This is a genomic window from Sphingopyxis sp. EG6, assembly GCF_003609815.1.
GTDB lineage: Bacteria > Pseudomonadota > Alphaproteobacteria > Sphingomonadales > Sphingomonadaceae > Sphingopyxis.
Window position 1 is genome coordinate 1715953 of record NZ_AP017603.1, and the last position, 21929, is coordinate 1737881.

At 59.6% G+C, this 21929-nt stretch carries 27 protein-coding genes and 1 tRNA gene; 19 read left to right on the forward strand and 9 right to left on the reverse strand.

What is annotated here, in order from left to right:
- Positions 1-146: 146 nt before the first annotated feature.
- On the reverse strand, positions 147-902 hold the full coding sequence (locus SPYCW_RS19145; protein ID WP_197715674.1) for a hypothetical protein: 756 nt from the start codon (positions 900-902) through the stop codon (positions 147-149).
- Positions 903-1228: 326 nt separating this feature from the next.
- On the opposite strand from SPYCW_RS19145, the gene SPYCW_RS19250 reads away from it, so the two are divergent.
- The 7 genes from SPYCW_RS19250 (at position 1229) to SPYCW_RS18965 (ending at position 6592) form a co-directional block, all read left to right on the forward strand.
- Entirely contained in the window at positions 1229-1894 is a 666-nt protein-coding gene (locus SPYCW_RS19250) for a hypothetical protein (RefSeq protein ID WP_232014889.1), read from the forward strand.
- A 319-nt stretch (positions 1895-2213) separates the two neighbouring features.
- Positions 2214-2450 carry a hypothetical protein gene (locus SPYCW_RS18800; protein WP_172595456.1) on the forward strand — a complete coding sequence of 79 codons (237 nt, stop codon included), beginning with the start codon at positions 2214-2216 and terminating at the stop codon, positions 2448-2450.
- A 685-nt stretch (positions 2451-3135) separates the two neighbouring features.
- Complete coding sequence (gene tnpA / locus SPYCW_RS08435) at positions 3136-3582, forward strand: IS66-like element accessory protein TnpA (protein ID WP_120216413.1); 447 nt, start codon at positions 3136-3138, stop codon at positions 3580-3582.
- The gene (gene tnpB / locus SPYCW_RS08440; protein WP_067182658.1) at positions 3579-3935 is read left to right on the forward strand and encodes an IS66 family insertion sequence element accessory protein TnpB; all 357 of its coding nucleotides are present in this window, start codon (positions 3579-3581) and stop codon (positions 3933-3935) included. Before tnpA ends, tnpB begins: the two co-directional genes overlap by 4 nt.
- A 31-nt stretch (positions 3936-3966) precedes the next feature.
- Complete coding sequence (gene tnpC / locus SPYCW_RS08445; RefSeq protein WP_120216414.1) at positions 3967-5484, forward strand: IS66 family transposase; 1518 nt, start codon at positions 3967-3969, stop codon at positions 5482-5484.
- 348 nt (positions 5485-5832) lie between these two features.
- Positions 5833-6141 (forward strand): hypothetical protein, encoded by a 309-nt coding sequence (locus tag SPYCW_RS18805; RefSeq protein WP_145985958.1) that lies wholly within the window; start codon positions 5833-5835, stop codon positions 6139-6141.
- Between the two features lie 181 nt (positions 6142-6322).
- The gene (locus SPYCW_RS18965) at positions 6323-6592 is read left to right on the forward strand and encodes a hypothetical protein (protein ID WP_172595457.1); all 270 of its coding nucleotides are present in this window, start codon (positions 6323-6325) and stop codon (positions 6590-6592) included.
- Positions 6593-6648: 56 nt separating this feature from the next.
- Here SPYCW_RS18965 and SPYCW_RS08455 read toward each other — a convergent pair whose 3' ends face one another.
- A complete protein-coding gene (locus SPYCW_RS08455) occupies positions 6649-7149 on the reverse strand; it encodes a hemerythrin domain-containing protein (protein ID WP_120216416.1) in 501 nt (166 codons plus the stop codon).
- Between the two features lie 307 nt (positions 7150-7456).
- On the opposite strand from SPYCW_RS08455, the gene SPYCW_RS08460 reads away from it, so the two are divergent.
- Both SPYCW_RS08460 and SPYCW_RS08465 read left to right on the forward strand, forming a co-directional pair.
- On the forward strand, positions 7457-7756 hold the full coding sequence (locus tag SPYCW_RS08460; RefSeq protein ID WP_145985959.1) for a DUF6471 domain-containing protein: 300 nt from the start codon (positions 7457-7459) through the stop codon (positions 7754-7756).
- 54 nt (positions 7757-7810) lie between these two features.
- Complete coding sequence (locus SPYCW_RS08465; protein ID WP_120216418.1) at positions 7811-8650, forward strand: Fic family protein; 840 nt, start codon at positions 7811-7813, stop codon at positions 8648-8650.
- Positions 8651-8765: 115 nt separating this feature from the next.
- Here SPYCW_RS08465 and SPYCW_RS19255 read toward each other — a convergent pair whose 3' ends face one another.
- From SPYCW_RS19255 to SPYCW_RS08490, 5 genes are all read right to left on the reverse strand, one after another.
- The gene (locus SPYCW_RS19255; RefSeq protein ID WP_443029462.1) at positions 8766-9200 is read right to left on the reverse strand and encodes a DUF421 domain-containing protein; all 435 of its coding nucleotides are present in this window, start codon (positions 9198-9200) and stop codon (positions 8766-8768) included.
- Between the two features lie 682 nt (positions 9201-9882).
- Positions 9883-9957: transfer RNA gene (locus SPYCW_RS08475), tRNA-Thr, on the reverse strand.
- 296 nt (positions 9958-10253) lie between these two features.
- On the reverse strand, positions 10254-11675 hold the full coding sequence (locus tag SPYCW_RS08480) for a dihydrolipoyl dehydrogenase (RefSeq protein WP_120216420.1): 1422 nt from the start codon (positions 11673-11675) through the stop codon (positions 10254-10256).
- A gap of 75 nt (positions 11676-11750) precedes the next feature.
- On the reverse strand, positions 11751-12731 hold the full coding sequence (locus tag SPYCW_RS08485; RefSeq protein WP_120216421.1) for a YeeE/YedE thiosulfate transporter family protein: 981 nt from the start codon (positions 12729-12731) through the stop codon (positions 11751-11753).
- Positions 12728-13633 (reverse strand): LysR family transcriptional regulator, encoded by a 906-nt coding sequence (locus SPYCW_RS08490; RefSeq protein WP_120216422.1) that lies wholly within the window; start codon positions 13631-13633, stop codon positions 12728-12730. The genes SPYCW_RS08485 and SPYCW_RS08490 overlap by 4 nt, the downstream gene beginning before the upstream one ends.
- A gap of 433 nt (positions 13634-14066) precedes the next feature.
- Here SPYCW_RS08490 and SPYCW_RS08495 point away from each other — a divergent pair, with 433 nt between their 5' ends.
- The 7 genes from SPYCW_RS08495 to SPYCW_RS08525 all read left to right on the forward strand — a co-directional run bounded on the left by SPYCW_RS08495 (position 14067) and on the right by SPYCW_RS08525 (position 18376).
- Positions 14067-14681, forward strand: coding sequence for a peroxiredoxin-like family protein (locus SPYCW_RS08495; RefSeq protein ID WP_232014890.1), 615 nt, complete (start codon positions 14067-14069; stop codon positions 14679-14681).
- 85 nt (positions 14682-14766) lie between these two features.
- Complete coding sequence (gene msrB, locus SPYCW_RS08500) at positions 14767-15210, forward strand: peptide-methionine (R)-S-oxide reductase MsrB (protein ID WP_120218195.1); 444 nt, start codon at positions 14767-14769, stop codon at positions 15208-15210.
- Positions 15211-15212: 2 nt separating this feature from the next.
- The gene (msrA, locus tag SPYCW_RS08505; RefSeq protein ID WP_120216424.1) at positions 15213-15722 is read left to right on the forward strand and encodes a peptide-methionine (S)-S-oxide reductase MsrA; all 510 of its coding nucleotides are present in this window, start codon (positions 15213-15215) and stop codon (positions 15720-15722) included.
- Positions 15723-15748: 26 nt separating this feature from the next.
- The gene (gene grxC, locus SPYCW_RS08510; RefSeq protein ID WP_120216425.1) at positions 15749-16024 is read left to right on the forward strand and encodes a glutaredoxin 3; all 276 of its coding nucleotides are present in this window, start codon (positions 15749-15751) and stop codon (positions 16022-16024) included.
- 160 nt (positions 16025-16184) lie between these two features.
- The gene (locus tag SPYCW_RS08515; protein ID WP_120216426.1) at positions 16185-17138 is read left to right on the forward strand and encodes a VPGUxxT family thioredoxin-like (seleno)protein, type 2; all 954 of its coding nucleotides are present in this window, start codon (positions 16185-16187) and stop codon (positions 17136-17138) included.
- Complete coding sequence (locus SPYCW_RS08520; protein ID WP_120216427.1) at positions 17135-17419, forward strand: DUF427 domain-containing protein; 285 nt, start codon at positions 17135-17137, stop codon at positions 17417-17419. The genes SPYCW_RS08515 and SPYCW_RS08520 overlap by 4 nt, the downstream gene beginning before the upstream one ends.
- A 27-nt stretch (positions 17420-17446) precedes the next feature.
- Complete coding sequence (locus SPYCW_RS08525) at positions 17447-18376, forward strand: AraC family transcriptional regulator (protein WP_120216428.1); 930 nt, start codon at positions 17447-17449, stop codon at positions 18374-18376.
- Between the two features lie 16 nt (positions 18377-18392).
- Here the strand turns inward: SPYCW_RS08525 and SPYCW_RS08530 are convergent, their stop codons facing one another.
- Both SPYCW_RS08530 and SPYCW_RS08535 read right to left on the reverse strand, forming a co-directional pair.
- A complete protein-coding gene (locus SPYCW_RS08530) occupies positions 18393-18899 on the reverse strand; it encodes a Dps family protein (RefSeq protein ID WP_120216429.1) in 507 nt (168 codons plus the stop codon).
- 58 nt (positions 18900-18957) lie between these two features.
- Positions 18958-19461: a peroxiredoxin family protein gene (locus SPYCW_RS08535; protein ID WP_120216430.1), complete on the reverse strand. Its 504-nt coding sequence runs from the start codon at positions 19459-19461 to the stop codon at positions 18958-18960.
- A gap of 568 nt (positions 19462-20029) precedes the next feature.
- Between SPYCW_RS08535 and SPYCW_RS19265 the strand changes: the two genes are divergently transcribed.
- From SPYCW_RS19265 to SPYCW_RS08545, 3 genes are all read left to right on the forward strand, one after another.
- Positions 20030-20743 (forward strand): LysR family transcriptional regulator, encoded by a 714-nt coding sequence (locus tag SPYCW_RS19265; protein WP_232014891.1) that lies wholly within the window; start codon positions 20030-20032, stop codon positions 20741-20743.
- A gap of 51 nt (positions 20744-20794) precedes the next feature.
- Positions 20795-21052 carry a hypothetical protein gene (locus SPYCW_RS19270; RefSeq protein ID WP_232014892.1) on the forward strand — a complete coding sequence of 86 codons (258 nt, stop codon included), beginning with the start codon at positions 20795-20797 and terminating at the stop codon, positions 21050-21052.
- A 145-nt stretch (positions 21053-21197) separates the two neighbouring features.
- Positions 21198-21902, forward strand: a complete 705-nt coding sequence (locus SPYCW_RS08545; protein ID WP_120216431.1) for a glutathione S-transferase N-terminal domain-containing protein — start codon at positions 21198-21200, stop codon at positions 21900-21902.
- Positions 21903-21929 lie beyond the last annotated feature (27 nt).

Genomic DNA, 21929 nt, shown 5'->3' on the forward strand with positions numbered 1-21929 from the left:
TGAAGGAACTTTGCCTGGGCCGAACGCCCCCGTGATGGGCGGCGGACGTGGTCAGGAATATTGTCAGGCCGCGAAGCGCTGCCTGAGGCTAACGTTTAAACGACGCGTGACGACATAGACGCGACGTCGACCATCCTCATTTTGGATCAGACGTCGATGCGCTGCTCGATGGTCACGGCGAAATCATTGTGTAATGGATGATCCGCTTCAGGCGCTACACGGCGGATAAGTTCCGCGACGGGCTCCTGCACCAACGCCATCGCCACTGGGGTTGATTGGTGGAAACCTTCGCGAATGTCGGCGACATTGGCGGCAGAATGCCCAAAGCGTTCACACAAACGGGCCGAGATCTCGGACGGCTCATGCGCGATGGAGGCATGGAATGCCTGAAGCATCAGTTTTCGGTTAGAATAGATGATGGTCGCCGTGAACAAGCGGGGCGCTGCCAAAGGAAGATTGCCGGAACGGTAATACTTCTTTCCCGCCTTCCTTTTGGACGACATATGTTGCCGTGATCGCCGGCGCTTGTCCTCATCATCCTCCGAAAGAAGAGTATCGACCGCCGTGGGCGCAAGGTCGAGCCCCAAGGACAGGCCGTGGACCAGAATGCTTCGCAGGCAGTGCTCACGCTCGAGGCAGGCATCGATCGCCGCGCGACCGTTGAACAGCCGTCGCGGAGCGAGCATCCATGACATAGGGTCATACTCAATACCCTCGCGCTGAAACCTGCTTCCGGTCTCGACTGCAACCAAAGCAACGCGTGTGATTGCGCGCCGCGTGGTGATGATGGCGGCGTCGTCGTGAAGGCAGTCTTCCGCGAGAGGATCGAGCACGATCGGATCCGCCTTGATCGACGCAGCGCTGCCGGGAATGCTTTTGGGGGCAATGGTCATCAGGTCCATTGAACGTCTCCTGGTCGCCAAAGTGGCAATTTTGCAAGTGCAGAGGCGGGGCGACACCGCCGGCAAATGACCATATGGAAACTTAGATAGATAATTCAATAGTTCGCGAATGATTGAATGTTAATTTCTGTTAACCGAGATCTCTGGAAACTGCAGTTCATGGGAATGCGGGAGGGCGCGCCGCAAAACGATTGTCCGATGGCGAACAATCCTAGTCGCCGATCGCGTCCTGTTTCTCGGTTGTCCTCGACGTCTGTAACTACGGCAACCATTTCTCAAGATTGTTGATGCATCCCATATAGGCACCAACGGGAGAGAGCTTGAGCATGCCGTCTGAATTCCTCGCTGAACAAGCTAAAAAATTCTCCCGCCTTCACAGTCTCGACGAAGAAGGGCGGGTCAAAGATCGTCAAGAAGGCGCGGCGATCTTCTTGCGGCTCAACGATCGCGAGCGTTTGGATCTTATCGCTTCAATGATCGAAGCTTGGGCATGCTATCTGCCCTTGAACAGGCCGATGATCAGTGGAGCGTTGCGCCATGCTTGGGACAGCGAGCCTTACATAAATGGCGGCCGGCTTGGATCATATGTCAGTGCTGTTGCACATTGTCCTGGCGGAGAAGAATGGACGATGCAGGATTTCGTGGAAGACTGGGGTCCGGATCTCATGACGGCGGACGAACATGATCAGCTCAACGCGATGGAATTCCCCCTAACAGTATACCGCGGCGGCGCGGGCGACTTCGACGAGCTCGCGGACGGCGTAAGCTGGACCTTAAATTTCGAAATCGCTTCATTCTATGCAACCACGTGGCCAAAATCATGGGGAAACTTGGGTCAGCCATTGATCTTGTCGATGACAATTGAATCGGAAGATGTCGCTGCCTTTCTGAACGATCGGAAAGAAGAAGAATTGCTAATCCCCGACGTAGGTCGCATGCGAGAGTCCATACGGATCGTGGACCAAGAACAGACGTCTGCCGCAACCGCGTGATTGCGGCTTTTCGTCTAAGCTTCGGCTGACTTTGCAGCCTCTGGCGGCTTTTTAAAGCGTCGATGCGCTCACGAATGTCCCGATCGGTAGGAAGCTCATGCAACGTTGTCTCTCAGAGTTCCACTCCGCGCGACGGGCGCCCGCGAGTAAACAAGATATCTGATCTTCAGGTAGAGACGCGGTGACGCGCCCGACCGTCGCTTCGAAGTCGGAGCGATCGGCAGGGCTGTGGCTTCGCGCCCACCGAGCGCGTGACAAAAATACTACTCCTGCGACGCTTTTTGCAATAAAGTGGCGGAAATAATGGTGACACATCGGAGTGACGACGATGGAGCCGAATTTAGAGGATGTTTGGGAACAGGCGCTTGCGGCGGAACGGCGCTATGGCGACCAAGCTGTCGAAAAGATCACGGTGCGTATGATCGAGTGCCTGAAGCTTAGAGATTATCTGGGAGCAGGATTCTGGTCAGCAGTTGCAAATCGGTTAGGCGATCTGCACGCGATCAGAACCAACTTTTGCCCGATTTTCTTTTCAAACGACCATAGCGCGCCTTAGAGCATGGATATTGACAACGCCTCCGCCAGCGTAACCAAAATCGGCGTTTAGTTTTTTGAAAGGCTGCTGCACCTTGTAGTGGAACCACCCTTGGCTGGTCGATCTGCGCGGCGCCGCGATATCCGAGAGGAGAATATGCTCGGCTTTATAACGTATATTCGAGGTGCCACCCTGACCTCGATAGACGCATCGAAATAACGAGCAGAACCATGCGATAAGGCAAGCCACGGAACGGACAGTCTTTGTGGTAGTGTATAAATTGCACGCTGTGCGATCATGCGAGTTGGCGATCTCTGTCATCTGACCATCGGCGAGCCACTCACCCTTCCCAATTCCGTCATTGGGTCTGCACGATGCAAAGCCTTCATTAACTAACTTGGTCTACGCAGTGAATTGCGTCGAAACTGGTGACGTCTCTCGACCAAGCGTTTCCAAATTCGGCCACAGAGGTTCCCACTGGGTGGGGCCAGCCGGGAACCCCGATCTGTGTGTCAAATTGCAATGCCATTGATCGACGGTGGTGGTTGCCATGGTATGCACGGTTCGGACCCCACTCAGAAAAGCTGTCCATGTGAAGCAGCGCTTTGATGGCAATAGATGTAAGCGGAGGCGTGACCCCACCTTGCGGGAGTGACGCGCAGCGCCGAGTGTCCGCGCGCTGATCGTGGGGTAGGAAGCTGGTGCTATGACGATGCCATATGATGATGCTGGCACCAGCGGGGTTCAGCGCTTCGAGGTTTTCACCGGTAGGGGCAAGCGGCGGGATTGGCCGCCAGAGTTGAAGGCCTCGATCGTTGCGGAGAGCTTTTCGGGTCAAGAGACGGTCTGTGCGGTGGCGCGTCGGCATGGCTTGAGCCCCACGCAGTTGTTCAACTGGCGCCGCGATCTGCGCAAGCGCCTGGAAGGCCAGGGCCTGACGTTGCCGACGGCGGCTCCCGCCTTCGTCCCTGCTGTGATCGATCCGCTGCCCGCGAGCGATCCACATCCAGCTGTCAAGCATTCCGCGAAGCGGCGGCGTCTCCAGGCAAGTGCGGTCGAGCTGGAGATCGACGGCGTGGCGGTGAGGATCGGCCGAGGCGCCGATGTCGGCGTGATTGCCGCGGTAATCGAAGCACTCAAGGCCACGCGATGATCGGCCCCGGTGCCGGCGCGCGCGTGATGGTCGCAACGCGTCCCGTGGATTTCCGCAAGGGGCCCGACGCGCTCGCCGCGCTGGTCGCCGCCGAGTATGGCGGCGATCCCTGGTCGGGCGTGATCTATGTGTTCCGGGCGAAGCGCAGCGACCGGATCAAGCTGGTCTGGTGGGACGGCACGGGACTCTGCCTGATGGCCAAGAAGCTGGAGTCCGGCGGCTTCAAGTGGCCGGGCATCCAGGACGGTGTCATGCGCCTCACGGCCGCGCAGCTCGGGGCTCTTCTGGAGGGACTGGACTGGCGCCGCGTCCATGGCGGGCGCCGGCCACAGGCACCGCAGATTGCTGGTTGACGGGGCGTTCTTCCGCTGATTCACTGCTCCCATGCTCGTGGAAGCGGACCTGCCGGATGATGTTGACGCGCTCCGCGCGCTCGTCCTCGAACAGGCCCGCAAGCTCGAGAGTGCCGATGCGGAAGTCGAACGTCTGAGGACGATCCTCGAGGCGTTTCGGCGCCACCGGTTCGGCCGCCGTTCCGAACAGCTCGATCCCGATCAGCTGCAACTGGGTCTCGAGGATGTCGAGGCGGCGCTCGCCGAGGCCGAGGTCGCCGCCGAAGCGAAGGCCGGAAGGCCTCACAGCGATCGGGTGCGCAAGACCAACCGCGGTTCGCTGCCGTCGCATCTCGAACGGATCGAGCAGGTCGTGGATATCGAGGATAAGGCCTGCCCCTGCTGCGGCGGTGCGCTCCACCAGATCGGCGAGGATGTCGCCGAGCGTCTCGATGTCGTGCCGACCACCTTCCGCGTCCTGGTTACGCGCCGACCGCGCTACGGCTGCCGCGCGTGCGAGGGCACGGTCGTGCAGGCTCCCGCACCGCCGCGTATCGTCGAAGGCGGCATTCCGACTGAGGCGCTGATCGCCCAAGTGCTGGTATCCAAGTATGCCGATCATCTGCCGCTTTACCGGCAAGCCCAGATCTACGCCCGACAGGGCATCCGGCTCGATCGATCCACCCTGGCCGATTGGGTCGGCCGAGCAGCATGGTATCTACGCCCCTTGCGTGACCATATCCTCGAACAGCTTCGCCGGTCCGAGCGGCTGTTCGCCGACGAGACGACGGCGCCGGTGCTCGATCCCGGGCGCGGGCGGACCAAGACCGGGCAACTCTGGGCCTATGCCCGCGATGACCGGCCATGGGGCGGCAGCGATCCACCGATCGTCGCCTATGTCTATGCTCCGGATCGCAAGGCCGAGCGTCCTCACGCGCATCTTGGCGATTTCGCGGGCATCCTGCAGGTCGACGGCTATGGCGGCTACACCGCGCTCGCCCGGCGGCGACAGCAGATCCGGCTCGCTTTCTGCTGGGCGCACGTGCGCCGCAAGTTCTACGATCTCGCCGACACGTCGCCGGTCTCCACCGAGGCGCTGCGCCGCATCGCCTTGCTCTATGCCATCGAGGACGACGTACGCGGTTCATCCGCCGAGCGGCGCCGCGCCGTCCGGGCCGAGCGCAGCCGCGCCATCGTCGACGATCTTCACCAGTATCTTGTCGCCCGCGGCCGCCAGGTCAGCGCCAAAAGCAAGCTTGGCGAGGCGATCCGCTATGCACTCACCCGCTGGGACGGCCTCGTGCGTTTCCTCGACGATGGACGCATCGACCTCGATTCCAATACCGTCGAACGGTCGATCAGGCCGCTGGCTCTCAATCGCAAAAACGCCCTGTTTGCCGGCTCCGACGAGGGCGGAGATAACTGGGCCGTCATCGCGACCCTCATCGAATGCTGCAAGCTGGGCGCCATCAACCCCCACGCGTGGCTGACCGACACGCTCACCAGCCTTGCCAACGGTCATCCCATCCAAAGCGTCGGCGATCTCATGCCCTGGTTCGACGTGGCCTGAAAACACCGGTTACCAATAGATATTGCAGACGTGAGGCTAAGGTTGAGCCGTTAATCGGCAGCTATGCCGACGGTTTTACGCTGCAATTCCTGAGGGAATTGAATAGGCGTTCCGGCCACCCCTTTCGGCAATATCGAACTGTTCGTCCGCTCGCCGCAAAATTTGGCCAACGGTTTCCGCGCGGCTTCCGATCGCAGCGCCTGTGCTGACAGTCAGCGGAATTAAAGTTCCTTGATGGCCGCATCCGATGCCTTCGCTACCGCAATCGAGTCAATTACTGGATTAACCGTCGCAGGTCCTTCGCCGCCGGATTAGGGTGCCGAGTTGTAGAATTCGGAGGTGCGAGCGATGTTGTGGAAGGCCGCCGGCGCAGTGATGATTGCATTCATATTATCCATGTTCAGCTTGCAAATCCGTCCCACCACAAGTGAATATGCAGAATATGGTAATGTAGGTTCACCCGCTGAAAATTGGCGACCGCGTTTGGTGGCAGGCTGGCCTGCTCCGTTCGTTGCAGATGTCCCTTCGATTTCTGTGCCTCGACAGATCGGCCCGGAGGACGAATTCCGCTTCGGAGCATTTTTAGGAACCTTCAGTTTCTGGCTTTTGGTGACCCTATTTTTTGGCTCGCTAGTTCGATTGTTTAACCGCCATTAGGTGGATTAGATAAATCGAATTTTTCATATATTTCGCGCTGATCCGCGGCTTCCATTGGCTGGGCTTCTGAAACCGCCAAGGAGTTCGTAGCAATCGATAAGATAGCAGTCGGTAAGAAGGCGCATCAGAGCCGAGCAGGCGTAAGCTCTATAGCAATGGGAACCGCGAGCGGACGCCATCCATGATGGGCCAGAACAGCGTTGCTTTCGATGGCCCGCCGTCCTCTGTCGCGATCGAGAGACCAGGTGATGTGGAAAATACTGCCGTCAGGTCGGCTGCAATTCCCAGCTATCGAAACCACGAGTGCTTCAAGCCCGTCACCGTCATCGGCATGGCCGATGACGGCGGCTTCCGGTTTGGGGGGCACGGGGTCCCTCAACGAAGCCTGCGTATCGAACGTGATATGATCGGCGACAAGATCACGCCACCGTGGCGGAAAGATATCGACTAGAAACTCCCGACTAGCGCGATCAAGCTTCCACCCTGTAACCGCCATGGTCCAGAACCTCAGACGCGTATCGTCGCCAGCTGCGCTGGCGGCAGCCCGGTGCTTTCGGCCTGCGCTTTCAACTCTTCCTTGCGTGCCAACATAGCCTGACCGAGCGCTTCAAGATCGACGTCGGCGGCGCGCGCCTGCTGGAACATATTGTCTTGCTGCTTTTCTTCTTCCTTGACGTGATGCTTGATCTCTTCCGACAGCACGGTGACCTTGGCGTCAAAGAACTCGTCTTCGGGGCCCGATGCTTCGATGTCGTTGATCAACACCTTGGCGCCGTCATGCTCGACCCAGGCTTCCTTCAGCAAATCCTCGTCGATCTTGCCCTTCAAAGCGGGATAGAAAACCTCTTCTTCAATCTGCGCATGGATTTTGAGTTTAGTGCAGATTTGCTTGGCTAGCTTCGCCTTGCGGTCGCTGCTCGTTGCCTTCTCGAACTCTTCGAAGAGGCCTTCGACGGTGCGATGGTCGGCAGCCAAAATGTGGGTGGCATCCAAATCGACGGATTTCATTGCAGTCTCCTGTTTTCAAACTCCCGTAAGTGCCATTCGAACGATTCGACAATGCGATGGTTGCGCCATCTTCTGCCTGCAGGCTGAGAACCGCATGCATCGATCGCGCCCAAGTTTCAGTCGAAAGGAGGAAGTGCTGCACCAGCGCCAATAATGATCCCCATGATGATTGAATGCCGCATTCGCTTTGTTTAGCAAATTCACCATCACAGACGATTACCTCAATCACGCAAATTGACGATAACCACTTGGCATGGACGCATATGAAACCCTACACGTCCTGTGCGAACTTGGAGGAAGCAGAGCCATGTCGATCGAAGAAAAGGTCTGGGAAGAAATGGTCAAGAACATATTGCGCGCAGAGATGATGCGCAGAGGCGTGTCTTACGCTGGCCTCGTCGCGCGGCTCCGTGAGCAGGGCATCGAGGACAATGAGCTAAATCTACGTAACAAGGTCAGCCGGGGCCGTTTCACTGCCGTCTTCTTCATGCAGTGCATGCAGGCGCTCGGCGTCGATCTTCTTCAGATCCCCCAAGCAACCGAGGAGGCGGCCCGAAGAGGTGGAGCCCAGAAACTTGCTAGAGGTCGGCCGGCTACAGATTCCTGATCCCTGATCGAGTATAAGTATAAAACTCTAATCAAACGCAGAAAGGATTGAGACATGAAAATCGTCGAACAGCTTCAAAAGCTGCGTGATGAACTATCGGCCATGCGCCCCCTCCCGCCTTCGCTTTTGGCGACCTTGCGTGAGCCGATCGACCTTGAACTGACCTACAGCTCGAACGCAATCGAGGGGAATACGCTGACGCTGCGTGAGACAGCTGAGGTCATTGCACATGGCATTACGATCGGCGGCAAGCCATTGGGAGATCACCTGGAAGCCATAGATCATCATCATGCTCTGGCGTGGATGTATGAAATGGCCAAACAGGATCATTCGCTGACCGCCTTCGAGATGCGTCAGTTGCACCAACTTGTCCTGCAACGAAGCAAGCCAGATCTCGCCGGACAGTATGCCGTGGCGCAACGAGGAATCACAGGATCCCCCGTCGTCTTTCCATCGCCATCTGAGGTGCCACATCTTATGGAAGACTTCGCGGGTTGGCTTAAAGATGCGCCTCTCAATCCTGAAAACGCTTTCGAAGCACATTATAAGCTGGTTACCATCCATCCATTCCAGGACGGAAACGGCAGGACCTCGCGTCTGGTCATGAACCTTCAACTGGTGCGCGGAGGGTATTGTCCGGTCGCGGTAAGGCCAAAAGATCGCATGGAGTATGTGAACTCACTGGAGGATGCACAGCTCAACGGGAACAAGACTCGTTTTCAAACTTTCATGCACCAGAGACTGCTCGAAACCATGGAGAGTTATCTGAGCATCATTCGCGAAGCGACGACCAACCTCGCAAAACGGGAAATCGAATCAAGGCCTGAGGACGATCGACGAAAACCCACCGCAGCAGAGATCGCGAGGATGCGCGCAGACCGGGGCATCACCTGAGATTCGCTGAAAGAAAAGACAGAGAAACCCACCCCGGCAATCGCTCGCAAACCCGAGAACTCTGCGCGCGACCGTTGGCATTTTGACAATCTATATGTCTTTAGTTTGGCGCACGTCAGACGATGTCGTCCGCAACATGTTTCGGCGTCGCCGTGCTGTCCTTGCTGATAAAGCTGATCTTGCCTTGCGGCTCGAGAATAGCCCACTCGACATTGGCAAGCCGGCCGATTCCGGCAAGGCGCATCTCGGACAATATCTCGTCGCGCGTCAGTCGGTCACGCCGAAGATTCGCCTCGATAATCTTCCCATATTTGACGATGACGCGCGGCTCGCCTTCGAGAGCATTTTTGAGTTTAGGAAAGAGATAAGTCGCCCAGCTCAGCGTCAGCGCCCAGAAAGCGAAGGTGCCGATTGCAAGCATTCCGCCCGTCAGGCTTGTGTTCAGGCGATCCTGAAACGGCCCGATCCGCGGCAGCGGCTGAACCTTGCGCTGATAGTCGAATGCGCCTTCCGGCGCCCGGATCGCCTTGCGGATCACCTTCCGCGACACATGCAAATCCCGCGCGATCGCCTTGATCGCCTTACCACCGGCATACTCGCGCCGAATCCGAACCACTGTCTCCAAAACCAACATCCCGATCTCGCCGCCTGAAAATCCAGCCGGCTGCTTAAACCATCGAAATGAGGGGTCCCTTTTAGACGCCGATCACCCCGCTAACGGGGTCCTTTTTGCACGCCGATCCACAAGGTGTTAGCGATCGAGAGATCGAGGGGCTTGTAAACACGCTTGGGAAGATTGTCGCCAATCTCAACAAGCTGGCAATCGAATGACGTAATACCTCGCCGGGGTTGCCGACGGACTGCAACGCCTCAATGTCCGCTTGAGAACGGCCCGCCATGAAAGGATTCCGCACAGCTTGCGGCATCCGAACGCGACGCCGACCATGGTTTCGGAGACGTCGAGGCCCTGCGCCACGAATTACGAATGTCATTGGACTTCACGGAATTTGGGAGCACGCAAAATGCGCGCCGACCGGAGCGGCCACAAGCCCGCTTCGGGCCGGCCTCTTGGTCGATGATCGCATAAAACACTGAACTACCAGCGCGAATGCGAAGATTTTTTGGCGATGATAGAAATCGCCAATAGCTGAATGGCTCTTTGCCAGAGCATGATCCCACCCCGAGCCGAAAGCGTTTTCGGCCGGAAGCATCAGGATTTCCGAGTGAAAGAATGGTGCCGCTTGGTGACTCGAACACCTGACCCCATCATTACGAATGATGTGCTCTACCAACTGAGCTAAAGCGGCAACGAGGGGCGCCTCTATCAGCGTGTCGGCGCGAAGACAAGCATCGTCGCGCACTTTCCTGGCGCTTGGGGCGAGAGGCTATCCGCACTGTTAATTCCGCAGCAGTCCGCTTGGCTGACTGATCCGCGGCATAGCTGCGGATTTCGTTACCGAGCCGGTGCTGTACGGAATAAAGCAGGGGCAAAAGCAACGGGAATGCCTGGTCTGCACTGAAGGAGATTTTGGTCATTGGAAAGCTCCTGACGGCGTTGGTCCGGAACCCTTGTTGTCCGGTGCGAGCGAGGGCAGGCCAGCGATCAGCCGCCCGGCCCACAGTCGATGCATCGCAGCGGGGGGTTGGGGCCAAAGCCGAGTTCATGATTGAGATGGCGAAGCGCGGTGCGCAGCCCTTCCTCAATGACGGGGTGATAGAATGGTCGATCGAGCAATTCGGGGACCGTGAGGCGGCTTTCGATCGACCAGGCGATCAGATGGGCCAGATGCTCGGCGCTCGGCCCGATGAGTTCCGCACCCAAGAGCAGGCCGCTCGGGCGGTCGCCATAGACGCGCAGGATACCGCGGTTCAGACCCATGACGCGCGACCGTCCCTGATCTTCGAAGGAGACCTCGCCGATCACGAAGTCCATCCGGTCGCGGACGAGTTCGGCATGGCTGCGACCGGCGATGGCGATCTGAGGGTCGGAAAAGACGATTGAAAGCGGCGTACGGCGCTTGCGACGATAGCTGTGCGGGAAGCGGGCTGCATTCTCCCCGGCGACCCGTCCCTCGTCGGCTGCTTCGTGGAGGAGCGCCACATCGATCGCAGAATCGCCGGCGACGAAAATGTCACTATATCCTGCCCGCATCGACAGGCGGTCGTACGTTGGAACGCCTCGCGCATCGAGTTTGAGCGTTGTGTTTTCGAGGCCGATATTATCGACATTGGCCTGCCGGCCAGTTGCCGCGAGCAGAAAGTCGAAGCGCTCCTCGCCTGCGTTCGAACGGACGACCACCTGGTCACCGTCTCGCTCGATGTCCACGTCAGCCGTCCAATCTACCGGAAATTCGCTAGCAAACTGCGTCGCAGCATAATTGATGACCGCGGGGTCGGTCAAAGGACCGATGCTCCCGCCCCTGCCGTAAAGATGGGTGCGCACGCCAAGGCGGTGGAGAGCCTGACCGAGTTCGAGCCCGATCACGCCTGTCCCGAACACCGCAACCGATGACGGAAGGTCTGTCCAGTCAAACACATCGTCGTTGAAGATCAGACGGTCGCCCGCCTTTTCAAGCAACGCAGGTACGATCGGTCGCGATCCGGTTGCGATGACGATGCTGCGCGCGCTGATCATCCTGCCGCTGGAGAGGAGCAGGCTCTGGTCGTCGGCAAAGCGAGCAAACTCCCTGATCAGGCTGCCGGGGTCAAATCCCTCAATTGCGTCGTTCACGAAGCCGACGAACCGATCGCGCTCGGCGCGCACACGATTCATCACGCGCACGCCGTCCACCAGAACCGGGCCTGTCTCGAGCCCGAAAAGGCCAATCCCTTCGGCGCGGTGGCGCGCTTCTGCCGCGGCGATAAGCAGCTTCGAGGGCATGCAACCGACGCGGGCACAGGTTGTGCCGAGCGGTCCGCCGTCGATCATAACGACCCGGTCGGTGTATTTGCGCGCCTCGCGGTAAGCCGACATTCCAGCCGTGCCTGCACCGAGGATCGCGACGTCAAAATCAAAGTCGGCCATCTTGGTTCCCTCCGTTGGTCTGCTCGTTGTGAGCTTATCGGGAGGAGGAAAAAAGATTGGCCGAAAGCATTGTTTCTATTCCCTACGGGAATACTTCATGACAGCAAAAATCACAGCGAGGGTTGCGGTCATTCCCAGATAAGCGGAAATCGCATGCGGGGCGATGGACGGAATTCCATAGACAATGATTACCCCGTTGCCGCCCGGGATGAGCTGAACGGCCGCGCCCATCATCGTGCCTCCGACCGCGTGGCGGAGGGCGTGGACCGGCGTCGTTCCACGCAGGCGAAATCCGCCGGAGCGGACCGCCGCAGTCACGCCGCCCAATATCATCATCATGGTCCCAACAAGCGCAGGCAAGGGAGAGTTCGAGGAAACATCCCGTGTCACCAACTGCGATGCATATGATGACAGGAGGCCCATGTAGGTCCAGTTGCCTGCCGAGGCGTAAAGAACGCCGCCTCCTATGCCGATGACGAGCATTGCCTCAAACGGGCGCATCCGCGCCCGGCCGAGGAGCATGTTGCGCCAGCGTGAGCGATAGCCGAGCAAGCGAAGACGCGATCGGCTCCACCAACATATCGCGGCGAAGAAGACCCATGCCAGCACCGCGGCGACCGCGGAACGCTCAAGGATCGATGGCGAAGGAACGGGCTCCGGCATGTAGATTTCCGAGACGAGAAGCGCACCTGCGACCCAGCCGACAAGCGTCAGGACAAACCCAAGTCGGCCGCCCGTCAGATGCGCAAGAGTGCCGAGGCCGCAAGCCTGATTGATCCACGCCCCTACGGCAAAAAGCGCCCCGAACAGCAGCGCCTGTCCCAATTGCGCATAGCCCGGAGATAGATGAAAGAGGGAAGCGGAGCCCCACGCCAGCGGGATCAGGACAAGGCCGGACCAGCAGGCTGCGGTCGCAAAGGCGATAAATTTGTCAGGACGTCGGCGGACCACCAGATCTTGCGTCGCAGCGACAACGCAGACCGTTCCACGGCGTATGGCGAATCCCATCGCAAAGCAGAGGAACGCAGCGAGCAGCGCAATGGCAAGCCCACTCACTTGCCTTCCCTTTGCTGACCCTCTGCGAACAGGGTGCCAAGCTGCTGACGGAGCCATTCGAGAAAAGCTCTGACGCGCGCCGTCTGGTCACGGCCGGCCGGAAGCACCGCCCATACATCGATATCGTCGATCATATTTTCGGGGAGCAGTTCGACGAGGGCGCCCTCTTCGATCAGGTCGACCACGAAGGGCCGTGGCAGCATCGCATGACCAAGGTCGGCGAGCGCCGCCGCGCGCGCCGCCTCGTCGCTGTCCACGATAAGGGCCGGGCGGACCATGATTGCGATGCGCGCGCTTCCTTCGCGGAAAATCCAGCTGTTCTTCACGTGATGAATGCGCGAGACGATCGCCGGGCGGCCCATGAATCTGTGCGGGGCGTCCAGACCGGCCAGCGGCTTGCGCGCGACAAGCGCCATGCGGGTTCGCCCCATTCGCGATGCAACGAGCGCGCTGTCGGCGAGCGGGCCGATACGAAGCGCGATATCGGCTCCAGACGCCACGACGTCGGTATCGTGATCGGTCGTTTCGAGATCGATCGTAATCTCGGGATAGAGATCCCGGAATCCCGGGAGCCACGGCAAAAGATACAGGCGCGCGAGGCAGGTCGGAACCACGACGCGCAACGGGCCTGCGAGCCGCCCGCCATCTTCCCTGGCCGAAGCCTCTGCTTCGGCTGCAGCCGCTAGGGCGCGCTCGGCGCCTTCGCGGTAACGCCTGCCCGCTTCGGTCAATGTCAGGCTGCGGGTCGAGCGAAGGAACAGCTTGACCCCGAGATAAGCCTCGAGCTGTGCCACCGCTTTCGAGATCGACGGCTGACCGATATTGAGCCGGCGAGCCGCTGCCGAAAAGGAACCCGCCTCAGCAACGGCGAGAAATTGCTCCATGACAGCTAGTCGGTCCATTTCATTCCCCTGCGGAATAGGCACTATCGATTCGACCTGCCTGCCGCAAGCTTTCGCGACCTCCTAAATGGCGTTCATCCCGGCAACGGGACGAGCGAAAAGCCTCCAGGAGTTTTGATATGCAGATGTTCGAATGGAAATCGGAACGTCCGTCGGACAAACGGCGCTGGAGCACCCCATCGACTTCATCGAAGGTTGCGGCACCCCAAATGTACCGCCGCAATTCTTCGTTGAACCGGAGCGGCGGATCCACCGGGTTTATCTCCCCCCGCCTCCACCGCTCCAATCGCCGCGTCGCAGCGGGCCTTGCGTGACTCCCAGCACGTGCCCGACGCCAACGCAGCCGGGAAAGGCTGGCGTCCCCCACACCAGCCTTTCCCCCCACCCGATTTCGATGCAGAATGATCGAATGAGCTTCCGAACGGACATGGATATGATCGAGCAGGCCTATTTCACGGCTGCCGGCGATGATGGCCGGATGGCCATCGAGGAGGCGGACCGTCAGATACAGGCGCTCGGTCTCGAGATCAGCGCGATCCAGGCAGGCGATGCCGCGCCCGATTTTCTTCTCGACAATGCGCTCGGTGGATCGGTCTCGCTGCGTGGCCGACTTCTCGAGGGTCCTGCTGTCCTGAGCTTCTTTCGCGGAAACTGGTGTCCCTTCTGCCGCGCGGAGTTGAATGCCCTCGCACGAGCAGCGGAGGCCGTCGCCGCCAAAGGCGCGAGTTTGCTGGCAATCTCGCCGCAGCCGGCATCGGAGAGCCTCAAGCTTGCGAGGTCGGAGGCTTTGGAATTCCCTCTCCTCGTGGATGAGGGTGTCGGGGTGGCCAGCCAATATGGCCTCGTGTTCGCCCTTCCCGTGTCGATGCGACCTTCGGCAGAGGCGGACGGCATGGTAGCGGGCAATGCGGGTGACGACTGGCGTATTCCCGTGCCGGCAACCTATGTGATCGGACAGGACGGGATCGTCCAATATAGTTTTCTCGATCCCAATTACCGCAACCGGCTCGATCCGGCGGCCATCGTGGACATCCTCGACCGCCTCTGAGCCGCAAATTCAATTCAGAGCGTAACTGGCCGGCGCGCATCCCGCGTTCCGGAGACAAGAGTTGCGCGTCCAGAAGGAGCAGAAAATGATCTACGCAAAAACCGAAGAAGCGATCGCCAGGCTTACCCCCCAGCAGCGCCATGTGACGCAGGATGGCGGCACCGAACGCGCGGGGACCGGCGAACTTTTGCACAACAAGGAACCGGGCATCTATGTCGATATCGTCAGCGGTGAACCTCTGTTCGCATCGGCCGACAAATATGAGTCCGGCTGCGGATGGCCGAGCTTCACCAAGCCGATCGTACCCGCGAACGTCGATGAATTGCGCGACGACAGCTACGGCATGATCCGCACCGAAGTACGCTCGGCGCATGGTGACAGTCACCTGGGCCATGTGTTTCCCGACGGTCCGAGCGACCGTGGCGGCCTGCGCTACTGCATCAACTCGGCGGCGCTGCGTTTCATCCATCGCGATGACATGGAAGCCGAGGGCTATGGCGAATATCTCAACCAGATCGAGGAGAATTGACCATGAAAACCGAGACCTCCATTCTCGCCGGCGGCTGCTTCTGGGGTATGCAGGACCTGATCCGCAAGATGCCGGGCGTCGTCAGCACGCGCGTCGGCTATAGCGGCGGCGACGTGCCCAATGCGACCTACCGCAATCATGGCACGCACGCCGAGGCGATCGAAATCATCTTCGACCCCGACCGGATCAGCTATCGCCGGATCCTGGAATATTTCTTCCAGATCCACGATCCCTCGACGCGCAACCGCCAGGGCAATGACCGCGGCACGAGCTATCGTTCGGCGATCTACTATGCGGACGAGGCCCAGCGGCAGACCGCGCTGCAGACGATTGCCGATGTCAACGCATCGGGCCTGTGGCCCGGGCCGGCCGTGACCGAAGTCGAACCGATCGGTCCCTTCTGGGAAGCCGAGCCCGAGCACCAGGATTATCTGGAACTCCGGCCCAACGGCTACACCTGCCACTTTCCGCGCGCCGACTGGGTTCTTCCGTCGGCAAGCGAGGCAGCCTGACCCTTCCTCCTACCGGGAGAAATGAAATGAAACCCGAAGTCATTCTCTACACCATGGGCCATTGCCCCTTCTGCCACCGCGCGAAGGCGGATCTGCGCGCCAAGGGCGTAACCGCCTGGACCGAAATCGACGTCGAGGCCGACCCCTCGCATCGCAGCGCGATGCGGATCGCCTCGGGCGGGCGCAATACCGTGCCCCAGATCTTCATCAACGGCACCCATGTCGGGGGTTCGGACGATCTGCGCGCCCTTGATGCGAGCGGCGGCCTCGACCAACTTCTGAACGAAGCCATTCTCGTCTGAATGATCCGGTTGCCCGCCACCGAGTGGGCAACCGGTCTCTTCCCACAGAAATAGCGCCCCAACGAGAATTCGCGGCGCATCGCAACGCGAGATCGCAATGTGATCGTTGCTTTCCCGCGACGATAGCCCAGTCGCACACCTTCCGAAAGACAGCAGAAAGATGCAAAAGAAACCGACGTCTTTTCGCGAACATCCCGAGCTTGGCCAAATAGAATGGCTGCGCGATCTCGATCACGGCCTCCTGTTGGCGGCAAGGGAAAATAAGCCCGTCCTGCTTCTGTTCCAGGAAGTTCCGGGCTGCTCAACATGCGTAGATTTTGGTCAGGATGTTCTCGCCCATCCCCTCATGACGGAGGTGATCGCCGGCCAGTTCGTTCCGGTCGCGATCTTCAACAATCGTCCCGGCAGCGATGCCGATGTTCTGCAGCGCTACGGTGAACGCCCGTGGAACAATCCAGTGGTGCGATTCCTTGCAGCAGACGGCGAGGACCTGTTGCCCAAGCTCGCCAATCGCTATGACGCCGGCGCAATGTTTGAGAAAATCGCGGCCGTCCTCGAAATGACGGGACAGGAGGTACCTGGGTATTTCCGCTTGTTGGGACGCGACCTGTTGATCGAACAGGGAATGAGCGAAACGGTAACCTACACCACGCCCTGTTTTTGGTCCGGAGAAACGAGCCTCGCGCAACATCCAGCCGTGATCACGACCGATGCCGGCTGGATCGATGGTGAAGAGGTGGTCCGAACAAGTTTCGACCCAGGGACTGCCGCGCGGTCCGAACTTGACGATTATGCCCGTGCAGAGGGCTTCTTGCCGTTGGCTTGCGGCCATTTCAAAATTGATGACGAACCGCAGTTTTATCTGCGCAAGCATCCGGCGCGTTATCTGCCTTTGACGCCGGCGCAGCGGACGCAGATCAATTTGGCGCTCCCCTATCGGGCCTCGATCGTCGATCTGCTCAGCCCGCAGCAGCGTGTCTGGCTTACAGCACCGCACTTGCAGCGCCCAGCCTGGGGAGAAACATATCGCGCCGACATTCGGCAAAGCTGGCCGCTCGTTGCTGCGCGATTTGAAATGGCGGCCGACAAATATCGGGAGGAGAAAGAAGGATGAGAGTGGAAGCTAGCTGGAACGGCGCGACGCTCGCCGTCAGCGGAAATATCATCGTCATCGACGGCCGCACATATTTTCCACCCGAAACGGTGGATCAGGCCCTGTTGGTGCCGAGCGATCATCGGACTGTCTGTCCCAAGAAAGGCACTGCGCGCTACTTCCACATAGATGTTGACGGCACGGTCAATGAAAACGCCGCATGGACCTATGCCGATCCAGCCCCCGCGGCCGCGATGGTCAGCGGATATATCGCGTTCTGGAAGGGCGTTGAAATTGGCTAGGTCCGGAATGGTCAGGGCGCCAGGCTGATGGCGACGTCTTCCTTCGATACGATCCTCTCGGCACTGTCGGTGGAAATTGAGGCATTTGCTATTTGCGACATCACCGCCGATGTCGGCCTCATATTTCCGCCAGCTGATGCGATAGAGGTCCACCATATCCTTGAGGGTACGCTCTATCTGTCGGTAGACAAAAGTGACCCGATCGAACTGGGCGCAGGCTCGATGGTCATCGTGCCGCCGGGCAGACAGCAACGACTGGCCGCCTCGCCAAACCCCGAGAGCAGCAAGATTGCTGCGGACGTCTGCATTCCGGCCCGCGATGGCCTCATGCGGCTTAAAGCAGCATCGACCGACAGGGCGGTGCTGCGCCTTGCCTGCGGCACGGTCCACGCCGACCCGAGTGGCTTCTATGGTCCGCTCGAAGGATTGTCGCGACCCATTGCCGAAGACCTTTCCGATCTCCCTCTCGTTTCGGCCGCTTTCGCAGCGATGCTCGAGGAAGCTGCGATGCCGTCAGATGGCGCAATGGCCCTGACAAGCGCGCTCATGAAGGCCTGTCTCGTACTGCTGCTGCGACGACATATCCGATCGGGCGACGCCGCCGTGGCAAACCCCGGACTATTCCGGGACCCGCGACTGGCACGAACGCTAGCGATCATTCTCGACCGGCCGGCGGCAAGGCACAGCGTGACCAGTATGGCCAAGGAGGCGGGAATGAGCCGATCGGCTTTCTCCCGGGAGTTTAAACTCAGGCTTGGAATGACGCCGATGGAATTCGTGGCGGGAGTCCGTCTCGACCTCTCGCGGCGGCTGCTTGTCGCCACCAGCCAGTCGGTCGAGAGGGTGGCGGCCCATGTCGGGTTTCGAAGCCGAAGCCATTTCAGTCAGCAGTTTCGGAACCGCTACGGTAGCGATCCGACAAGTTTCCGAAGCCGGAAAAGCCCCGACGGCCGTTAGACGAATTCGCCTCGCCTCATTCCGCTGGAGCCAATTCGGGCCGACCGACCTCGAAGAGGAACCACGCCCGTCGCTCGGCCTCGTCGGTCCAGGTATCGATCAGGCCCGAGGTTCCATTGTCTCTCGCAGTATCGGCCACATCTTTCGCGCGCCGCAGCGATTCCACCATGTGGAGATTGTCGGCGCGCAATTCGGCGAGCATGTCGCGCGGCGAAACAAAGTCCGCGTCATTGTCCTTGATCGTCTGGTGGCGCGCGATGTCACCGATCGAGCGCAGCGTGGTGTTGCCGGTCTTGCGGGCACGTTCTGCAATCGCATCGGTCACTGCCAAAATTTCATTGGCCTGCTCGTCGAGCAGAAGATGATAGTCCCTGAAATAGGGACCCGAGACATGCCAGTGAAAGTTCTTGGTTTTGAGATAGATGGCATAGCTGTCCGCGAGGATGATCTTGAGGGCATCGGCAACCGTCATAGCCGCGCTTTCATCAAGGTCAGAAGGGGTCGGAAGCGGATTGTCCATCATTGAAGCTCCTCGGGTAAGAGATGGCGAATGCCTGCGCGGCATCGGCCTGCCATTTTCGCTACTTCGTTTCCGCCGCATCGCCCGATGCCAGGGCGGACAATGTTTGCGCCAGAATATCGGCATGAAGCTCGAAGCCGTCATGAACGACGGCGCCGTCCGGAGCGATGACGACGAACCAGGGGGTCCCACCGGTTCTATAGGCTTCCATCACCGCCGGCACATGCTTGCCCGGAGTTGCGGCCGCATGACCGAAGGGAATGTTGAGCTCATATTTGACCTGGTTTTCCCGAAGGCGTTCGAAGCCATTCTCGTCCGCTCGTTCGAACACGGTTTGAACCGCCGCAAAGCCGACCGGACTTCGGGCGAGGGACCGCGTCAGCGCAACGAGCGTGGGGAAGCCGTGCGCATGACAGCCCCTGCACCAATGCTGGAAGAAGAAGAGAAGCTTGAACCCGGCGCCCAGTTCGGAAAGGGCGAGCGGTGCTCGCTCGCTGCCGTCGGCATCGATCCAGCGAATATCATCGAGCGAGGGTGCCGACAGGCCGGCGATGCCCCTGATCATGGCACGCTTTCGCGCCATCTAGCCGATGCAAGGCGGAACGCCTTGCAGGCGCCAGACAAGTCGTTCGGCATCATAGTCCCCCTTGGTCGCCGCCAAGGAGAAGATGAATTTCCTGAGCGACGAAGTCCAATAGTGGAGAGCTATAGTTTTCATAGCCAGTGGCCTCGATTCAGGGGCTCCGCTTCCCGGTGTTGTCCAGAATTGGACCGCAAAGGTGCGGTGGCGTCCATAAGTCGCGAACAGCCAAGTGCCGTCCTTGCGCGTTGATCGACGGCCTGCTCGTATCACGCCAACGGACACCCAGCGGACCGATGATCTCGCAATCCCCGCGATGATCAACGCGTCTCCCCTGTCCCGGCCGGACCTTAGGGGTCGCAGCCGGTCGGGACAGGGAATTTTGTGATGGCCGACATTTCGACGTCAGGCATTTCATACATCGTTCCCGACCATTCCACCATGCAGCCTCCAGAACTTACACAATGAATTTTGGACGGAAGCGCACTCCAGGTGGATGATCCCGCACGGGCCTTGGGCGCGCGACCTAGACAGGTCGCCAACCCGAAAACATATGCGCGATGCATATAGACAAGTCGAGGCGGGTGAACTATATGCGCGATGCATATTATTTGCTGCTCTAGCGACGCTTCGAGGGCCTTCGAACTGCAACTCACCGACCGGCGAGCGGGACATTATGGAACTCAACCAGCTTACCTATTTCATCCATCTCGCCGAGACGTTGAACTTCACCGCGGCAGCGAAGCTCAGCGGCATTTCGCAGCCGAGCCTTACGCGCTCGATCCGCCGGCTTGAGGAGGAACTCGGCGGCCCGCTGATCTACCGTGATGGCAAGAACAGCCGCCTCACGGGCCTTGGCCATGACGTCGAGATCGAGTTCCGAAAAATGATGGCCGCGCTCCAAAGCGTGCGGCATCATTCGGACAATTGGTCGGCCGGTCGGCATCGCACGATCGATGTGGCCGTCGCCCCGACCGTGGGGCCCGGCGCCTTCACCGATTTTGTCAGCAGCGCCCTCGAACATGTGCCGTCGGTCGAAATCAAACTCCACTCGCTCTTGCCCGGTGAAGACGCGGCCGAACTCCTCTCCGGCAAATATCACGCCTGCATCTTGCCGCGCGAGCCAAGGCCCGATCGAAAGCTCGACCTGAGGCCGCTTTTCCGCGAGCGCTTCGTGCTCGGATGCGCCGCCGATCATCCACTGGCGAGGGCTGAGGTCGTTCGCTGCGAAGACTTGCGCCACTTTCCCTATGTGGATCGGCTGTGATGCGAATATCGCGAGCAGATCCATGAACATCTTGCACAGCGCGATGTTCTGTTGCGCCCGCGATTTCGCACCGACCGGGAAGATTGGGTTCAGCGCGTTGTCGCGGACGGGAAATCGATCTGCATCATTCCCGAGCGATCGGCCATTGCGCTGGACCTGGTCACCCGGCCGGTCGACGACCTCCCCCTCGAGCGCGAACTCGTGATGGCCACCGTGTCGGGTTCGACCGCACCTGTTGAAATCCGCAAGATCGCCCAGCTTGCCTCTCGCTACCAATGGGGCCGAGACGCTGCCCAAAGCGAGGCGTAGCTATTGAAACTATGCCTGCAGCCTATTGGATAAATCGCTGTCTCGCTGCGATAGTTTCCGGAGCACAGCTGTAGCTAAGCGCGATGAGACTGTCGCCCGACGCGGAGCTTATCGGAGGCTCAAATGACGCATAAAAGGCGGGCGCATGGCCGATGACCTCTTATCATTCGGCATAACGCGGCGTTGGCCGCCGGCCTTCCCCGATCGACTGCAGCTCTATTCGCACCCGACGCCCAACGGCGTGAAAATATCGATCATGCTCGAGGAGATCGGTCTTCCTTACGAGCCTCATCTTGTCGACATTTCGCAAGAGGAATCGAAGGATCCCGCATTCGTGGCGCTCAACCCCAATGGGCGCATACCGGCGATCATCGACCCGGACGGTCCCGATGGCCGGCCGGTCGGGGTATGGGAATCCGGGGCGATCCTCATTTATCTGGCCGAGAAGACAGGCGAATTCCTCTCGGCGGACCCCGTCAAACGCTACGAGACGCTGAGCTGGCTATTCTTCCAGATGTCCGCCATCGGCCCGATGTTCGGCCAATTCGGCTTCTTCCACCGCATGGGTGGACGCGACTATGAGGACAAGCGCCCCCGCGACCGTTTTGCAGCGGAATCGCGGCGCCTCCTGAGTGTGCTTGATCGCCGGCTCGACGGCCGGGAGTGGATCGTAGACGCTTATTCCATTGCCGACATCGCTACGCTTGGCTGGGTCCGCGCGCTCGGGGGCGGCTATGATGCCGCCGATCACCTGCGACTTGCCGAATTTCGAAATGTCCACACCTGGCTCGACCAGGGCTTGGCCCGTCCGGCCGTCCAGCGGGGGCTTTATATTCCGAACCGTCCTTGAAGCGTAACCCTCTGCTATTCGATGAGA

Bases quoted from the DNA above. Each gene is read 5' to 3' on its own strand.
- SPYCW_RS19145 (WP_197715674.1), bottom strand. From the start codon at position 902: ATGGACCTGATGACCATTGCCCCCAAAAGCATTCCCGGCAGCGCTGCG.
- SPYCW_RS19250 (WP_232014889.1), top strand. From the start codon at position 1,229: ATGCCGTCTGAATTCCTCGCTGAACAAGCTAAAAAATTCTCCCGCCTT.
- tnpA (WP_120216413.1), top strand. From the start codon at position 3,136: ATGACGATGCCATATGATGATGCTGGCACCAGCGGGGTTCAGCGCTTC.
- tnpB (WP_067182658.1), top strand. From the start codon at position 3,579: ATGATCGGCCCCGGTGCCGGCGCGCGCGTGATGGTCGCAACGCGTCCC.
- tnpC (WP_120216414.1), top strand. From the start codon at position 3,967: ATGCTCGTGGAAGCGGACCTGCCGGATGATGTTGACGCGCTCCGCGCG.
- SPYCW_RS18805 (WP_145985958.1), top strand. From the start codon at position 5,833: ATGTTGTGGAAGGCCGCCGGCGCAGTGATGATTGCATTCATATTATCC.
- SPYCW_RS18965 (WP_172595457.1), top strand. From the start codon at position 6,323: ATGATGGGCCAGAACAGCGTTGCTTTCGATGGCCCGCCGTCCTCTGTC.
- SPYCW_RS08455 (WP_120216416.1), bottom strand. From the start codon at position 7,149: ATGAAATCCGTCGATTTGGATGCCACCCACATTTTGGCTGCCGACCAT.
- SPYCW_RS08460 (WP_145985959.1), top strand. From the start codon at position 7,457: ATGTCGATCGAAGAAAAGGTCTGGGAAGAAATGGTCAAGAACATATTG.
- SPYCW_RS08465 (WP_120216418.1), top strand. From the start codon at position 7,811: ATGAAAATCGTCGAACAGCTTCAAAAGCTGCGTGATGAACTATCGGCC.
- SPYCW_RS08480 (WP_120216420.1), bottom strand. From the start codon at position 11,675: ATGGCCGACTTTGATTTTGACGTCGCGATCCTCGGTGCAGGCACGGCT.
- SPYCW_RS08490 (WP_120216422.1), bottom strand. From the start codon at position 13,633: ATGGACCGACTAGCTGTCATGGAGCAATTTCTCGCCGTTGCTGAGGCG.
- SPYCW_RS08495 (WP_232014890.1), top strand. From the start codon at position 14,067: ATGATCGAGCAGGCCTATTTCACGGCTGCCGGCGATGATGGCCGGATG.
- msrB (WP_120218195.1), top strand. From the start codon at position 14,767: ATGATCTACGCAAAAACCGAAGAAGCGATCGCCAGGCTTACCCCCCAG.
- msrA (WP_120216424.1), top strand. From the start codon at position 15,213: ATGAAAACCGAGACCTCCATTCTCGCCGGCGGCTGCTTCTGGGGTATG.
- grxC (WP_120216425.1), top strand. From the start codon at position 15,749: ATGAAACCCGAAGTCATTCTCTACACCATGGGCCATTGCCCCTTCTGC.
- SPYCW_RS08515 (WP_120216426.1), top strand. From the start codon at position 16,185: ATGCAAAAGAAACCGACGTCTTTTCGCGAACATCCCGAGCTTGGCCAA.
- SPYCW_RS08520 (WP_120216427.1), top strand. From the start codon at position 17,135: ATGAGAGTGGAAGCTAGCTGGAACGGCGCGACGCTCGCCGTCAGCGGA.
- SPYCW_RS08525 (WP_120216428.1), top strand. From the start codon at position 17,447: ATGGCGACGTCTTCCTTCGATACGATCCTCTCGGCACTGTCGGTGGAA.
- SPYCW_RS08530 (WP_120216429.1), bottom strand. From the start codon at position 18,899: ATGATGGACAATCCGCTTCCGACCCCTTCTGACCTTGATGAAAGCGCG.
- SPYCW_RS08535 (WP_120216430.1), bottom strand. From the start codon at position 19,461: ATGATCAGGGGCATCGCCGGCCTGTCGGCACCCTCGCTCGATGATATT.
- SPYCW_RS19265 (WP_232014891.1), top strand. From the start codon at position 20,030: ATGCGCGATGCATATAGACAAGTCGAGGCGGGTGAACTATATGCGCGA.
- SPYCW_RS08545 (WP_120216431.1), top strand. From the start codon at position 21,198: ATGGCCGATGACCTCTTATCATTCGGCATAACGCGGCGTTGGCCGCCG.